The 14,469-nt window shown below is 65.1% G+C and carries 12 protein-coding genes; 7 read left to right on the forward strand and 5 right to left on the reverse strand.

All coding sequences use genetic code 11. The annotated features are described in order from the left end of the window. Positions 1 to 15 precede the first annotated feature (15 nt). From LB533_RS21230 to LB533_RS21250, 5 genes are all read right to left on the reverse strand, one after another. Positions 16 to 1,599, reverse strand: coding sequence for an indolepyruvate oxidoreductase subunit beta family protein (locus LB533_RS21230; protein ID WP_224678172.1), 1,584 nt, complete (start codon positions 1,597 to 1,599; stop codon positions 16 to 18). Further along, positions 1,592 to 3,745, reverse strand: a complete 2,154-nt coding sequence (locus LB533_RS21235; protein WP_224678173.1) for an indolepyruvate ferredoxin oxidoreductase subunit alpha — start codon at positions 3,743 to 3,745, stop codon at positions 1,592 to 1,594. Before LB533_RS21235 ends, LB533_RS21230 begins: the two co-directional genes overlap by 8 nt. Before the next feature lie 45 nt (positions 3,746 to 3,790). Next, positions 3,791 to 4,273, reverse strand: a complete 483-nt coding sequence (locus LB533_RS21240) for a MarR family winged helix-turn-helix transcriptional regulator (protein WP_224678174.1) — start codon at positions 4,271 to 4,273, stop codon at positions 3,791 to 3,793. Next, positions 4,273 to 5,844, reverse strand: coding sequence for a phytoene desaturase family protein (locus tag LB533_RS21245; RefSeq protein WP_224678175.1), 1,572 nt, complete (start codon positions 5,842 to 5,844; stop codon positions 4,273 to 4,275). Before LB533_RS21245 ends, LB533_RS21240 begins: the two co-directional genes overlap by 1 nt. A gap of 125 nt (positions 5,845 to 5,969) precedes the next feature. Continuing rightward, positions 5,970 to 6,761 (reverse strand): cyclase family protein, encoded by a 792-nt coding sequence (locus tag LB533_RS21250; RefSeq protein ID WP_224678176.1) that lies wholly within the window; start codon positions 6,759 to 6,761, stop codon positions 5,970 to 5,972. A 118-nt stretch (positions 6,762 to 6,879) separates the two neighbouring features. Between LB533_RS21250 and LB533_RS21255 the strand changes: the two genes are divergently transcribed. The 7 genes from LB533_RS21255 (at position 6,880) to LB533_RS21285 (ending at position 14,418) form a co-directional block, all read left to right on the forward strand. Beyond that, positions 6,880 to 8,454, forward strand: a complete 1,575-nt coding sequence (locus LB533_RS21255) for a phytoene desaturase family protein (protein WP_224678177.1) — start codon at positions 6,880 to 6,882, stop codon at positions 8,452 to 8,454. Positions 8,455 to 8,566: 112 nt separating this feature from the next. Further along, positions 8,567 to 10,096, forward strand: a complete 1,530-nt coding sequence (locus LB533_RS21260; protein WP_224678178.1) for an ABC transporter substrate-binding protein — start codon at positions 8,567 to 8,569, stop codon at positions 10,094 to 10,096. An 89-nt stretch (positions 10,097 to 10,185) separates the two neighbouring features. Next, positions 10,186 to 11,193: an ABC transporter permease gene (locus tag LB533_RS21265; RefSeq protein WP_140640027.1), complete on the forward strand. Its 1,008-nt coding sequence runs from the start codon at positions 10,186 to 10,188 to the stop codon at positions 11,191 to 11,193. Further along, positions 11,186 to 12,034, forward strand: coding sequence for an ABC transporter permease (locus tag LB533_RS21270; RefSeq protein WP_140640029.1), 849 nt, complete (start codon positions 11,186 to 11,188; stop codon positions 12,032 to 12,034). Before LB533_RS21265 ends, LB533_RS21270 begins: the two co-directional genes overlap by 8 nt. Continuing rightward, positions 12,031 to 12,909: an ABC transporter ATP-binding protein gene (locus tag LB533_RS21275; RefSeq protein WP_224678179.1), complete on the forward strand. Its 879-nt coding sequence runs from the start codon at positions 12,031 to 12,033 to the stop codon at positions 12,907 to 12,909. The genes LB533_RS21270 and LB533_RS21275 overlap by 4 nt, the downstream gene beginning before the upstream one ends. Beyond that, complete coding sequence (locus LB533_RS21280) at positions 12,902 to 13,738, forward strand: ATP-binding cassette domain-containing protein (protein WP_224678180.1); 837 nt, start codon at positions 12,902 to 12,904, stop codon at positions 13,736 to 13,738. Before LB533_RS21275 ends, LB533_RS21280 begins: the two co-directional genes overlap by 8 nt. 80 nt (positions 13,739 to 13,818) lie before the next feature. After that, positions 13,819 to 14,418 (forward strand): VOC family protein, encoded by a 600-nt coding sequence (locus LB533_RS21285; RefSeq protein ID WP_224678181.1) that lies wholly within the window; start codon positions 13,819 to 13,821, stop codon positions 14,416 to 14,418. The last annotated feature ends 51 nt before the right edge of the window (positions 14,419 to 14,469 follow it).

Genomic DNA, 14,469 nt, shown 5'->3' on the forward strand with positions numbered 1-14,469 from the left:
CGGCGCGACGCGGCCTCAATGTGTCGGCCCGGCCCCCAGCGTCGCCACCGTCTTGAGGGCACCGTCGAGCATGTCACCCTTCTCGTCCTTCAGCGCCGCCTCGCGCAACCGCCTGATCCAGTCGGCGGCGTCGGCGCGCCCCTTGAGCAGGTCGAGCGCCGACAGCACGCGGTCGAATTTCGACTGGGCGCGGACATGGGTGTCGCTGTAGCCCTTGATCAGCCGGCGGCAGTTGAGGATCTCGACGGCCAACGCATAGTCGTCACGCGCGTGGCCCAGAGCCAGCGCGTACCAGCGCTCCAGATGCGCGGCTTCCACCTTGTGGCGCAGCAGGCGGCGGCGCCAGCGGCGCAGGCCGCCGATGAACCACAGAGCGGTGAAGCCGGCAAAACTGTCGGTACGGATGCGCCGGCCCCGGTTGATGCGACGGTCGAGGAAGGCGGCGAGCTTCGGCCGGTTCTCGATGTAGCTGCCCAGCCCCGCCGGCAGCGTGCCGCAGAACTCCTCGATGCGCGGATGGAAATACTCGGTCACCTGCAGGACCGAGCCATCCCTGACGCCGACCTCCTTGCGCACGCGCCTGTCGCGGGTCGAGCGCGTCTTCAGGTCGGCGACGCGGATCATGTCGTCGTAGCATAGGGCGTTCGCCAGATGCTTGGCGGCGGCGATCGAGAGGGCATAGGCTCGATCAGGTCCGTCCAGCACGACGGCTTTGTCCAGGCGGTCGAGATATTCACGCCCATAGGCAATGTCCTGATAGTCCACGACCTTTCGCAGACCGCGCAGCGCCATGTCGCGCACCGCCACGGGCATTACGTCGATGCGGGCGGCCAGGGCCTGCCAGCCTCGCAGGAGGTCTTGCGGGCCACTCACCTGTCCAGCAGCCAGGGCGGAGCCGACGACAGCTGCTTCCGCCGGTTTTGGCGCAGCGGATGATGCCGTGCCGCGCGCGCGATCGTAGGCGGCGGCGAAGGCGGCGAGGCTGGCCTTGACGCCGCGGCCACCGGCGCCGATCGCCTCCTGGTAGCTTTCGCGCGTGAACGGCAGGGCGTCGGAGCCGGCCAGCGCGCCAAGCAGACTGGCCGAGATCATCGAGCCGCTGTCGGCGGCGATCTTTTCCATGTCGAAAGCGATGAAGCGCTTCGATGCGGCTTCAGCCGTCGCGTGCACCTTCGACGACGACGCCCTGCCGTCGCCGGGCTCGATCTTTTCCGATACGGCGGCGATGCGGTGCGAGGAGGTGATCAGCGTCGTGCGGTCGGGGGTGACGAAACCGCGGATGATGGCGCGGCCGGCTTCCATCAGTTCGGCGGCGATCAATATGTCGACGTCGCCTTGCGAGGGCGACAGCGCGAAGACCGGCAGGCGGCCGGTGTCACGGGCCATCTCGACATAGTAGATCGTGGCGCCGGTGCGCTGGGCGACGCCGGCCACCGAGGTCGATTGTGCGACGTAACCGTTGCGCTCCGCGACGTCGGTGATCCAGTCGGCAAGCACGCCGCCGCCCTGGCCGCCGACGGCGAGCACCGCAAGTTTGATAACGCGTTCGTCGTCGGCGACGCCTGTCTTCGGGCGCAGTGAGGCGTTGTGATCAAGCATCGGCGAACACCAGACGGCGGCCTTCGCGGCGACGCTGCAAAAGGCCGATAGCGGTGCGCCGGGCGCTCTCGAGGAAGCGGTCCCAGCGGCTCGGATTGTGCACGACATCGGCGCGATAGAAGGACGGGCACAGCACCGCCGCATCGGCGACTTCGCCGCAATTGCCGCAGCCGACGCAGTTCTGGTCGATGCTTGCCACCGGATCGTCGCGCAGCGGATCGTCGAGCGACTTCACCGACAGCGACGGGCAGCCGGACAGCCGCATGCAGGCATGGTCGCCGGTGCAGATGTCCTCGTCGACGCCGAACTTCGGCTTGACGACGCGCGTCCCGCCCTTGATCGCCTTGTCGACCAGAGGCTTTTCGCGACGCTGGCGGTTGAGCATGCATTCCGACGAGGCGACGATGACCTTCGGGCCCTTTTTCTCGGTCGTCAGCGCCTCGCGCAAAGTCTCCTGCATCTTGCCGACATCGTAGGTACGGTCGACATGGCGCAGCCATTTGACGCCCATGCCTTTCACCGCCTCGGTGATGGGATGCTTTGTCGACTTGGTCTTGTTGCCGGCGCGTGACGACAGGATGTCCTGCCCTCCCGTCGCGGCCGAGTAGAAATTGTCGACGATGACGATGACGCCGTCGTTCTTGTTGAACACCGCATTGCCGATCGAGGAGGTCAGGCCATTGTGCCAGAAGCCGCCATCGCCGACGAAAGAGATCGAGCGGCGCTTGGCGTCGGGCGAATTGAACGCCGAGGCCGAGGCCGGGCCGAGCCCATAGCCCATTGTGGTGGCGCCGAGTTCGAAGGGCGGCATGATCGAGAACAGGTGGCAGCCGATGTCGGACGCGATGTGGTGCTTGCCGAGTTCCTGTTCGACCAGTTTTGTCGCGGCAAAGATCGGCCGCTCCGGGCAGCCGATGCAGAAACCGGGCGGTCGCCCTGGAACGACATTGATCAGGTCCGCCGTGTCGACGCCCTCGCCGACCTTGTTGGGCGCCCGCACTTCGCCGGGCAGGAGGTGAGGCGCCTCGGCGCGCAGGAAGGCGCCGATGCCGTCGAGCATGACCTGGCCGGTATATTCGCCGGCCATCGGCAGGTGCTCCTTGCCGACCAGGCGGGTGCCACGCCCGGCCTTGTGCAGCATGGCGGCAAAGGCCTGTTCGATATAGTTGGGCTGGCCTTCCTCGACGACCAGCACCGCCTGCTTGCCTTCACAGAACGACAGGAATTCGTCGTCGATCAACGGATACACGGCATTGAGCACGTAGAGCGGCACGTCGGTCTCGCCATAGGTGTCGGCAAGGCCGAGCCGCTGCAAAGCGCGGATGACGGAATTGTACATGCCGCCCTGCATGACGATGCCGACCGACCCGTGATCGGAACCGAAGATCTCGTTGATCTTGCGGCTCTTGATGAAATCCACCGCCGCCGGCCAGCGCTTCGCGACCTTCTCCTTCTCATGCAGGAAGGAAGCGGGCGGCAGCACGATGCGGCCGGTGTCGCGGCGCGGCGCCTCCAGCGCATCGGCCACCGTCATCGGCGGCCGCTTGTTGTCCTTGGCGATGAAATGGCCGTGGACATGGCAGCAGCGAATGCGCACCTGCAGCATGACAGGCGTGTTGGAGGCCTCTGACAGCTCGAAGCCGTCCTCCACCGCCTTGACGATCGAGGGCAGGTTCGGGCGCGGGTCGAGCAGCCAGACCTGGCTTTTCATGGCGAAGGCATGGCTGCGTTCCTGCATGATCGAGGAGCCCTCGCCATAGTCCTCGCCGACGATGATCAGCGCGCCGCCGGTGACGCCGCCGGAGGCGAGGTTGGCGAGCGCGTCGGAGGCGACGTTGGTGCCGACCGTCGACTTGAAGGTCGCCGCGCCGCGGATCGGATAATGCACCGAGGCCGCCAGCATGGCGGTGGCGGTGGCCTCCGAGGCGCTCGCCTCGAAATGCACGCCAAGCTCGCCCAGAATGTCCTGCGCATCGGCCAACACGTCCATCAGATGGCTGATCGGCGCACCCTGGTAGCCGCCGACATAGCCGACGCCGCATTGCAGCAGCGCCTTGGTGATGGCGAGGATGCCTTCGCCGGCAAATTCCTCGCCGGCGCCGAGCCTCAGCTTTTCGACTTCCTTGGCAAAAGACCGTTCGGCCATTTTTGGCCTCCTTCCGTTGCCGCCCGGCTTCGGCGGCGCGTAGCTCTAGATGTCGTGCTTGCGAATGTTCTTCAGCATCTTCTGCAATGTCGCGATCAGCGCGGCGTATTCGGCATCGTCGACATCGTCGAACATGGCCTCGAAAGCGTCATGCATGGCCGGCCAGGCGCGAGTGAACTCGGCACGGCCTTCATCGGTCAGGAACACATGGCGGATGCGACTGTCGCTAACGCCCTGCTCGCGCCGCACAAGCCCCTGCCCCTCAAGCGTGTCGAGCGTGCGGCTCAAGGTCGACTGCTCGATCACCGTGTAGACCGAGAGGTCGTTGACGGTGACGCCGTCGGTGACCGACAGCACCGCAAGCGCCCGCACCTGCGAAATGGTCAGACCCTGCTTGCGGAAATCGTCGCGCAAGGTGGCGTTGTAGCGGCCCATGATGCGGTTCATCAGATAGGGCGCGAATTGCTGCAGGCCGATCTGACCCAAGGTCGAAATGCGCTGGTGCTTTTCCGCGATTTTCTGCTCCATCACAGCCTCCCGGCCAGGAGAAAGCCGGAGCCGCCGCCGAGGCCCGCGCCGGGATGGGTCGAGGCGCCGATGTGGTAGAGGTTCTTGATGCCGGTCTGATGGTTGCGGCTGGTCTTGAACGGCCGCCACAGGAAGGACTGGTCGATGGTCGAGGAACCGCCATAGGGGTCGCCGCCGACCAGATTGATGTTCATCGCTTCGAGATCGGCCGGCGAATAGGCGCGGCGCGCGATGACGCTGTCCTTGAAGCCATCGATATGGCTGGCAAGGATCGCTTCGGCGCGATCGGCATAGGCCTCGCGCAGGCCGTCGGTCCATTGCCCGTCCGCCGGCGCCAGCAGCTTGCCGGCGGCATCACCCTTGATGTGACGGGGCGCTTCGGGCAGTTGCAGCCACAGGATCGCTTTGCCTTGCGGGCAACGCGAGGGATCGAGCGCGTGCGGCTGGCCGACACAGATGGTCGGCACCTCGGGCAGCATGCCCCGCGCCGCCTCGTTGCAGGCCTTCGACACACCGTCCAATCCAGGCGTCAGATGCAGCAGCGCCACCTTGTCCAACCCCTCGCCCCGCCATGAAGGCGGCTTGTCGAGTGCATAGTGGATCTGGAAATTGCCTTTGCCGTAGCGAAATTTTCGCGTCGCCTCGATGTCATTCCTGGGGCTGTCGTTGCCGAGCAGCCGGCCGTAAAGCTGCGTCGGCGTGACCGAGCAGATGACGCTCTTCTTCGCATTGACGGTTTCGCCCGAGGCCAACCGCACGCCGGTGGCGCGGCCTCCTGTCTGGATGATGGCGGCAACGTCCGCTCCGGTGGAGATGACCCCGCCGCGCTCGGTGATGAGTGCCTCGAAGGCCGACAGCAGGTTCTTCGCGCCGCCCTTGACGATCGGCGCGCCGGCGGCTTCGAGCGCGAAGGCGATGACCTTGGCGATCTGGCCGGAGAAAGCATCTTCCGGTCCAAGCCCGGCATGCAGCACCCAGGGCGCCCACAACGCGCGGATGATTTCGGATCGGTAGGTGCTTTCCAGCCAGCCGCGCGCCGGCACCAGCGCTTCGCCAAGGAAGGCGGCAAGACCACGCGGGCTCCGCCGCCAGGCATCGCCGGCGAGCAGTTTTGCGGTGGGATAGGACCAAAGGCTGCCGCCGAGCAGGCCGAACAGCAGACCGGCATTGCGCTCGACGCTGCCGACATCGTCCGCATGCCGGTCGCCATCACCTGCCGCGATCGCGTTGAATGCCGCGACGTTGGCGGCCCGGTCGGTGCGGAGCACGGCATGGCTGCCGTCCGGACGCAGCACGCCAGTCGGCGTGGCGGTATGGCAGAATTCCAGCCCGTGCCGCGCAAGGTCCGCGCCAAGCGATGCAAAGGCGGGCGAGGTGATGAACAGCACGAAGGTCGTCGCCATCACATCATGGATGAAGCCGGGCGCGGTGATTTCCTCAGTGCGCATGCAACCGCCGATGCGGTCGTTGCGCTCCAGCACCAGCACCTTGGCGCCCTTGCCGCCCAGCATCGCCGCGCAGACCAGCGCGTTGATGCCGCTGCCGACAATGATGTGGTCGGGGGCGTTCATTGGCGGTTCCCCGTGGGCAGCGGATAAGCTTGGGAGGTCAGTCCTCTACGGGCGCGAGCGCCGCCAGTCTGCCTCCCTATCGCATCTTCGGCGCGCATGATCTTCTCCCGAAGACCGACTTCGCCCTATTTGCCCGGCACCAGCGCCAGTGCGCGGATCGGGCTGCCGGTACCGTGCTCGATCTTGAGCGGCGCGGCGATCAGGATGGCGCCCTTCGGCGGCAACTGGTCGAGGTTGCACAGGCTGGCCAGGCCGTAACGGTTGGCCTTGTGCATCAGCGTGTGGGCCGGGAATGGCGGCTCCATGCCGCCGGCCTTGCCGGCATCGGTGCCGATCGTCTCCGAGCCCCAGCCCTTGATGTCCTTGCTGATCAGGAACTGGATTGCTTCCGCCGTCGGGCCGGGCGTGTGCGGGCCGGTCTCGTTGGCGTTGAGGAACTCGGCTTCCGAGCCGTTGCGCTTGTACCAGTCGGTGCGCATCACCACCCATTCGCCTGATTTGATGGCGCCATGCGTGCCTTCCCACGCCTTGATGTGGTCGACGGTGAGCAGGAAATCATGGTCTGCGGCCGCCTCCTTGGAGCAGTCGATGACATTCACCGGACCGATGAAATTCTGCGCCGGAATGGTGTCGGTGGCGCCATCCGGATAATCCTTGCCGCTGATCCAGTGCTGCGGCGCGTCGAAATGCGTGCCCGAGTGTTCGCCGAGCTTCAGCCAGTTCCAGGCCCACCAGGGACCATTCTTGTCGTAACGGGAGATGTTATGGATCTCGACCTTCGGCGTGTCGACGGCGAGTTCCGGCGGCAGCTTGATCAGCGGTGTGTCGGGACCGAGCGGCGCCGACAGGTCGACCACCCTGATGGCGCCTGAAAGAAGCTGGCCGGCGACTTCGCCGAGGAGTTGTTGCGTGTCCATGGTCTCTGTTCCCTCTTGTCTGATGTGCTGAAGGCTCGTCTCGGCCCTTAATATCCTACTAGACGAAAACATATGCATCTGCAATTATCTTTAAGCATAAAGGAAATGGGTGCGGGGCGTGAGCGAGTTCGACGCCATCTTTGTCGGGGCGGGCCACAACAGTCTGGCTTGCGCCGCGCATCTGGCACTCAAAGGCTGGAAAACCGGGGTTTTCGAGCGCAGCGCAACCACAGGCGGCGCCGTCCAGACCCGCGAATTCACGCTGCCGGGTTTTCGGCACGATTTCGGCGCGATGAATCTTAGCCTGTTCGCCGGCTCGGCCTTCCATCGGAAATATGCAAATGAATTGAACGCCCACGGCTTGGAGTTCGCGCCGGTCGCCGACTGTTTCGCCAGCGCCTTCCCGGACGGACGCTGGTTCGGCGTCAGCAACGATCTGGAAAAGACGGCCGCGCGCATGGCTGCCTTCTCCGCCGCCGATGCCGTCACGTGGCGCAAGCTGGTCGCCGCCTTCCCGGCGGAAGCAGAGCATCTGTTTCGCCTCCTGGGATCACCGATGAGCGCCCGCGCCCTTGCCGGCACGGCATGGAACCTTTGGCGCAAGAAGGGCCTTGCCGGCGCGCTCGACACCGGGCGCCTGCTGCTTTCCTCGCCCCGCGCGTGGCTGGAGGAGACTTTCGAGTCGCCCCATGTGCGGGCGACGCTCGCCACCTGGGGCATGCATCTCGACTTTGCGCCCGACATCGCCGGCGGCGCCGTGTTCCCCTATCTGGAATCCATGGCCAACCAGAGCTTCGGCATGGTGCTGGGCAAGGGCGGCGCCGACACCATCATCCGTGCCTTGTCGGGCATGGTCGCGGGGGCCGGCGGCAAGATCTTCACCAACGCCGAGGTAGCCGAAATCACGGTTTCGGCCGGCAAGGCGACGGGTGTGCGGCTCGCGTCCGGTGAGACGCACACGGCCACCAGGGCGGTCATTGCCGGCGTTGCACCCAAGGCGTTGGCCGGCACGCTTTTGCCGAACGGTTCCGGCGACGCCGGCTTCGACACGGCGATGCAGAAATTCCGCCACGCGCCGGGCACCATGATGATCCATCTGGCGCTGGACGACCTGCCGGACTGGCGCGCCGGCGCCGAGTTGCGGCAGTTCGCCTATGTGCATCTGTCACCGTCGCTCGACGCCATGTCGCGCACCTATCAGCAGGCGATGGCGGGCGTGCTGCCGGACGAGCCGGTGCTGGTCGTCGGCCAACCGACTGCGGTCGATCCGTCGCGCGCGCCCCAAGGCAAGCATGTGCTGTGGGTGCAGGTGCGCATGCTGCCGGCAGAAATCCTCGGCGATGCCGCCGGCAAGATCGCGCCCGCGCATTGGGATCAGGTCAAGGATCGCTATGCCGAGCGCGTGCTCGACATCATCGAAACCTGCGCGCCCGGCCTGCGAGCCAAGATCCTTGGCCAGGCCGTGTTCTCGCCCATCGACCTCGAGCGCGAGAACCCGAACCTCGTCGGCGGCGACCAGGTTTGCGGCAGCCACCACTTGGCACAGAACTTCCTGTTTCGCCCGGCACGCGGCTACGCCGGCTGGAACACGCCGGTGGCCAATCTGCATCTCACCGGTGCCGGCACATGGCCGGGCGCCGGCACGGGTGCCGCCTCGGGCTTCATGCTGGCGCAACAGCTTGGCGGGAGGTAGCAGCGGAAACGCATTGGGGTGAAGCGAGGCGAAGCGCGGTCGCCCAGGGAACCCACTGATCAGACGATGAAGCCGTGCGCAGAAAACAGAAAAACCAACAAGGGGAACGACCATGACAATCAACAGACGCGAATTGCTCGGATACGGTGCCGCCGCACTCGGGGCGACAGCCATCGGCCTGCCGAAGATCGCCAGGGCGGCCGCCGGCGAACTGACCATTGCCTACAACGTCAACCTGCCGTCCTGGGATCCGACCACCGGACCTTCGGCGGTCAACCCAACCATCCAGGGCCTTTACCAGTCGGTGTTCGACCAGTTCATCCCGCAGAAGCCGGACCTGTCCTTCGCGCCGGGCCTGCTCACCGAATGGGGCTGGAACGACGACCGCACCAAAATCATGATGACGGTGCGCGAGGGCGTAACCTGGCATGACGGCTCGCCGTTCACGCCCGAGGACGTGGTCTGGTCGTTGCAGCGGGCGGGCGATGAAAAGACCGGCAACCCGATTCAGTTCGTGTGGAAGAACGTCAACAATTTCAAGATCGACGGCAACAAGATCACGGGCGATGTCGTGCAGTTCGACCCGGTCTATTTCAAGTGGATGTCGTTCCTCACCGGCTACATCATGCCGAAGGCCTATTACGAGAAGGTCGGCGCCGAAGGCTTCGAAAAGGCTCCGATCGGCACCGGCCCCTACATGGTCGAAAAGTTCGAACGCAACGCCTTCCTGCGGCTCAAGGCCAATCCGAAATACTGGGGCGGCAAGCCGGCATTCGAGAACGTGACGATCAAATTCGTCACCGACGCGGCGAGCCGTGTCGCCGAGATCGAATCCGGCTCCTCGCAGGTGACGCTCGAAATCCCCTACGAGGAGTATGACCGCCTGATCGCCAAGGACGGCCTTGCCGGCTCGATCAAGAATGTTTCCGACATCGGCATGATCTTCTTCAACGACATCGAGGCGATGCTGGACAAGAACGTGCGCCAGGCAGCCGTCATGGCGGTCGACAAGGAGCTTCTGGTCAAGCGGCTGCTGCGCGGCTACGGCCAGCCGCTCGCCACGCTGGAAACGCCCGAATACGCGGCCTACGACCCGTCGATCAAGGTCGAGCACAGTCCGGAAAAGGCGAAGGAATTGCTGGCCGCGTCCGGCTACTCGCCGGAGAAGCCGGTTAAATTCACCATCCAGACGACCAAGGGCTTCAAGCCCAAGGACTATGAGATGATCCAGGCGATCGTCGGCATGTGGCGCAAGGTCGGCATCGAGGCCACGATCGAGGTCTACGAGATCGCCAAGCACTACGAACTGCGCGCCGCCGACAAGCTGGCGCCGGCGGCCTTCTACAATTGGGGCAATGCCATCGGCGACCCGACCACCTCGACCGGTTTCGCCATGTATGGGCCGAGCCCGCACTCGGTGTGGGACAGCCAGGACCTGATCGACATGATCAACCCGCTGTGGGGCGAGAAGGACGAGGCCAAGCGCATCGCGGGCTGGAAGGCGGTGGACAAATACATCGCCGAGCAGGCCTATGTGCTGCCGCTGATGCAGTATGCGCAGCCGATCGTGCACGCCAAGGGCGTCAACGTCGTCCAGCACGTGTCCGGCGCGCTGCTGCCGGCCCTGATGACGCCGGCCTGATATCGGCCTGGGCTTGCGCGCGCGCCGTCCGCAGCGATGGCGCGCATCTCTATCGGCATACGAGCCTCCGGGCTCCAGCAAAGATTTACATGCTCCTGCAACGATTCCTGATCCGTCTTTTGACGATGCTGATCACGCTGTTCGGCGTGGCCGTCGTCGTCTTTGTCGTGATCCGCATCGCTCCCGGCGATCCGATCGCCATGATGCTGCCGCCCGGCGCAACCGATGCCGATATCGCCCGGCTGCGGGCGCTCTACGGCCTCGACAAGACGATCATCGAGCAGTTCTTCATCTGGCTGTCCGGCGTCGTCAAAGGCGATTTCGGCACCTCGATCTCGCTTCGGCAAGACGTGCTCGGGCTTGTCTTCAACCGGCTGCCGGCGACGCTGGAGCTTGCCATCGTCGCACTTGTCATGGCGGTGGCGATCGGGGGGACGACGGCCATCCTCGGCGCCCGCGAACGAGGCACGGCGGTCGAAGCCGGCATCGACATCGCCAGCGGGGCGGCACTTTCCATTCCCGACTTCCTCTGGGGCCTGGTGCTGATCCTGCTGTTCGGCGTGCTAGTGCCGATCTTCGACATTTCCGGGCGCGTCTCGCCGCAGCTCGACCTGCCCTTCGTCAGCCAGTTCTATCTGTTCGAAAGCTTGCTTCGGCTGCGCCTCGATCTCACGTGGGATCTCCTGAAGCACATGCTGATGCCGGCAGTGGCGTTGGCATTGCCGTTGGCGGCGATCATCTCGCAGCTGTTGAAACAGTCGCTGAAGGAAGTGCTCGACCTCGACTATGTCGTGCTGGCGCGGGTGAAGGGTTTTTCGGAAACGCAGGTCATCCTGCGCGAGGCGCTGAAGAATGCCGCACTGCCAACGCTGACGCTGGTCGGCGTGCAGTTCACCTTCCTGATCGGCGGCACGGTCATCGTCGAGCGGCTGTTTTCCTATGAGGGCCTCGGCAACATGGCGATCGACGCCGTCATCAACCGCGACCTGCCGCTGATCCAGGGCATCGTGCTGGTCTTCGCTCTGTTGTTCGTGCTGATCAACCTCGCGGTCGACATGATGTATGCGCTGCTCAATCCGAGGCTGCGCCATGGATGACGGCCGCATCTCGAGACACGGCTCAAGCGCCAGGCTTTGGCTGGCCGGCGGCTGGCTGCTGCTGGCGCTGCTAGTGGCGATCCTGGCGCCGCTGGTCGCACCGCAGGATCCGTTGGCGCAGGATCTGATGCTGGAACGGCTGCCGCCGTTCTGGCTCGATGGCGCCGAGCCCGGCTATTGGCTGGGCACCGACAGCCTCGGCCGGGATCTCTTGTCACGCCTGATCTTCGGCGGGCGCATCGCCTTCATCGTTGCCTTCGCCGCCGCCGTCGCTGCATGCCTGGTCGGCTCGACCCTTGGGCTGATCGCCGGCTATTTCGGCGGCTGGGCCGACCGCATCATCTCGCGCATCGTCGATGTCTGGATGGCATTCCCGCCGGTGCTGTTCGCCATCCTTTTGGTTGCCGTGCTCGGCACGGGTTTGAGCTCTGTCATCCTGGCAATCGCGATCATCGACTGGACGCGTTTCTGCCGGGTCATCCGCGCCGAGGCGATGGGCCAGTCGCGCATGGATTATGTCGAGAACGCCCGCATCGCCGGCCATGGCCGCGTCGGTATCATGCTGCGCGAAGTACTGCCCAATGTCGTGCCCTCGATCGTGGCGCTGCTGTCGCTGGAAATGGGCATTGCCGTCATTGTCGAGGCGATCCTGTCCTTCGTCAATCTGTCGATCTCGACCGACGACCCGACCTGGGGCGGCATCATTGCCGAGGGCCGGCTTTCCATCCATCAGGCCTGGTGGGTGCTGGTATTCCCGCTGATCACGCTTATCCTGACCGTGCTGTCGTTCAGCCAGTTCGGCGAAGCGCTGAAGACGCGTTTCGATCCGGTGCTGCGATGAGCGCCTGTCTCGATATCAAGGAGTTGAGCGCCGTTCTGCCGAACGGCCAGCGCGTGCTGCGCTCGGTGTCGCTTGCCGTGCAGCCCGGCGAGGTGCGTGCGCTGGTTGGCGAGAGCGGGGCCGGCAAGACGATGATCGGCAAGGCGGTGCTTGGCGTCTTGCCGTCGAGCGTGCGTGTCGTCGAGGGCGATATGCAGCTCGAGGGCGAGGACCTCGGCAAGCTCACCCCGAAGGCACGGCGCACGCTGATCGGCGCGCGCACCGCACTGATCCCGCAGGATCCGCTGACCGCGCTCAACCCGTCGCGCCGCATCGGCCCGCAGATGACCGACCGGCTGGTGCGCATCCTCGGCTGGGGCGGCGAGAGGGCCGAAACCCGCATCCGGCAATTGCTGGACGAGGTGCAGATCCGCGACCCCGACCGGGTGCTGAAAAGCTATCCGCACGAGCTTTCCGGCGGCATGCGCCAGCGCGTGCTGATCGCCGCCGCTTTCGCCGCCGAGCCACGGCTGATCGTCGCCGACGAGCCGACCACGGCGCTCGACGTCACCGTGCAGAAGCAGATCCTGCGCCTGATCGCTGCGTTGCAGCGCGAGCACGGCACGGCGATCCTGTTCGTCACCCATGACCTCGGCGTCGTCGCCAAGATCAGTCAGAAGGTCTCTGTGCTCTATGCCGGCAAGGTCATGGAAGAGGCCGAAACGGCTGCTCTCTTCGCGGCACCGCAGCATCCCTATACGCGGGCACTGATGGCGGCAACGCCGCGCTACACCGATCCCCTCGCCTCGCTAAAGCCGGTCGACGAGGCAGTGCTGGCCGGGCTTGCCGCCGAGATTGCCGCCGCCGATCAGGTCTGGAAGCGCCCGCATGGCTGAGCCGCTGTTTTCCGTGCGCGGGTTGAAAGTCGCGCTGCCCGATATGACCCGCAAGCCGCTGATCGGCCGCGCGCCGCTGGCGGAAATCCTAAAAGGCCTGGACTTCGACCTGCCCAGGGGATCGGTGACCGGCATTGTCGGCGAATCCGGATCCGGCAAGTCGACGCTCGGCCGCGCCCTGGTGCGGTTGCTGGAGCCCAGCGCCGGCAGCATCAGCTTCGACGGCATAGATACCACGCATCTGCCGGAGGCGAAGTTGCGGCCGCTGCGCCGGGATCTGCAGATGATTTTCCAGGACCCGATGTCGTCGCTCAATCCGCGCCGCACCATTGCCAGCATCATCGCCGCGCCGCTGAAGCAGAACGGGCTTGGCGACAATCTGAGGGACCGCGTGGCCGAGGCATTGCAGCGCGTCGGCCTGCCGCAGAGCTTCGCCGGCCGCTACCGACACGAACTGTCGGGCGGCCAGCGCCAGCGCGTCGGCATAGCGCGCGCGCTGGCGCTGTCGCCGAAATTCGTGCTGGCCGACGAGATCGTCTCCGGCCTCGACGTCTCGACGCAGGCACAGATCCTCACCCTTCTGGAGAAACTGGCGGCGGAGATGGGGCTGACGGTCGCCTTCATCAGCCACGATCTGTCGGTCATCCGCCGGCTGTGCCGGCAGGTGATCGTCATGCGCGAAGGCAGGATCGTCGAAGCGAGCGCGACGGACGCTCTCTTCGAAAAACCCCGACAGAACTACACGCGCGACCTGATCGCGGCCATCCCACTGCCCGAAATCGACGAGGGCTGGCTGGATATTCCTTCCGCTGCCAAGGCTCCGACATGAATGCATACGCACGCCGAAAAGCGGGCTCGGATGTGCGACCGGCCAATGACAAAGCCCCGCCAAATGGAGGAGAAACTGACATGAAGACAATAATTCGAAATGCAGCACTGGCTGTCGCCATCCTCGGCAGCACCGGTATGGCGGCAGCCAGCTCGATCCCCGGCATGCGCGGGCACGACCACACCGGCATCACGGTTCCCGACATGAAGCAGGCGGTCGACTTCTTCACCGACGTGGTCGGCTGCAAGAAGGCGATGTCGTTCGGCCCGTTCGCCGACGACAAGGGCACCTTCATGCAGGATCTTCTCGGCGTCGATCCGAAGGCTGTCATCGAGCAGGTCACCATGGTTCGCTGCGGCTATGGCTCGAACATAGAGCTGTTCAAATACACCGCGCCGGACCAGAAGGACCTGACACCGAAGAACAGCGACATTGGCGGTTTTCACATCGCCTTCTATGTCGACGACGTCGCGGCGGCGAAAGCCTATCTCGAGGCCAAGGGCGTCAAGACCAGGTTGGGGCCGCTGCCGGTCAAGGAAGGACCCGCCGCCGGCCAGACCATCCTTTACTTCCAAGCGCCTTGGGGCTTGCAGCTGGAAGCGATCAGCTATCCCGACGGGATGGCTTACGAGAAGGGTGCCGAGACGGTGCTGTGGAGCCCGAAGAACCCGGAAAAGTGACCCCACGGGCCGCGCGTGCGGCGATGCGCGAGCGCGCGGTCCGCTATTTCG

Source organism: Mesorhizobium sp. BR1-1-13, from assembly GCF_020165515.1.
In the GTDB taxonomy this organism is placed as follows: domain Bacteria; phylum Pseudomonadota; class Alphaproteobacteria; order Rhizobiales; family Rhizobiaceae; genus Mesorhizobium.

Bases quoted from the DNA above. Each gene is read 5' to 3' on its own strand.
- LB533_RS21230 (WP_224678172.1), bottom strand. From the start codon at position 1,599: ATGCTTGATCACAACGCCTCACTGCGCCCGAAGACAGGCGTCGCCGAC.
- LB533_RS21235 (WP_224678173.1), bottom strand. From the start codon at position 3,745: ATGGCCGAACGGTCTTTTGCCAAGGAAGTCGAAAAGCTGAGGCTCGGC.
- LB533_RS21240 (WP_224678174.1), bottom strand. From the start codon at position 4,273: ATGGAGCAGAAAATCGCGGAAAAGCACCAGCGCATTTCGACCTTGGGT.
- LB533_RS21245 (WP_224678175.1), bottom strand. From the start codon at position 5,844: ATGAACGCCCCCGACCACATCATTGTCGGCAGCGGCATCAACGCGCTG.
- LB533_RS21250 (WP_224678176.1), bottom strand. From the start codon at position 6,761: ATGGACACGCAACAACTCCTCGGCGAAGTCGCCGGCCAGCTTCTTTCA.
- LB533_RS21260 (WP_224678178.1), top strand. From the start codon at position 8,567: ATGACAATCAACAGACGCGAATTGCTCGGATACGGTGCCGCCGCACTC.
- LB533_RS21265 (WP_140640027.1), top strand. From the start codon at position 10,186: ATGCTCCTGCAACGATTCCTGATCCGTCTTTTGACGATGCTGATCACG.
- LB533_RS21270 (WP_140640029.1), top strand. From the start codon at position 11,186: ATGGATGACGGCCGCATCTCGAGACACGGCTCAAGCGCCAGGCTTTGG.
- LB533_RS21275 (WP_224678179.1), top strand. From the start codon at position 12,031: ATGAGCGCCTGTCTCGATATCAAGGAGTTGAGCGCCGTTCTGCCGAAC.
- LB533_RS21280 (WP_224678180.1), top strand. From the start codon at position 12,902: ATGGCTGAGCCGCTGTTTTCCGTGCGCGGGTTGAAAGTCGCGCTGCCC.
- LB533_RS21285 (WP_224678181.1), top strand. From the start codon at position 13,819: ATGAAGACAATAATTCGAAATGCAGCACTGGCTGTCGCCATCCTCGGC.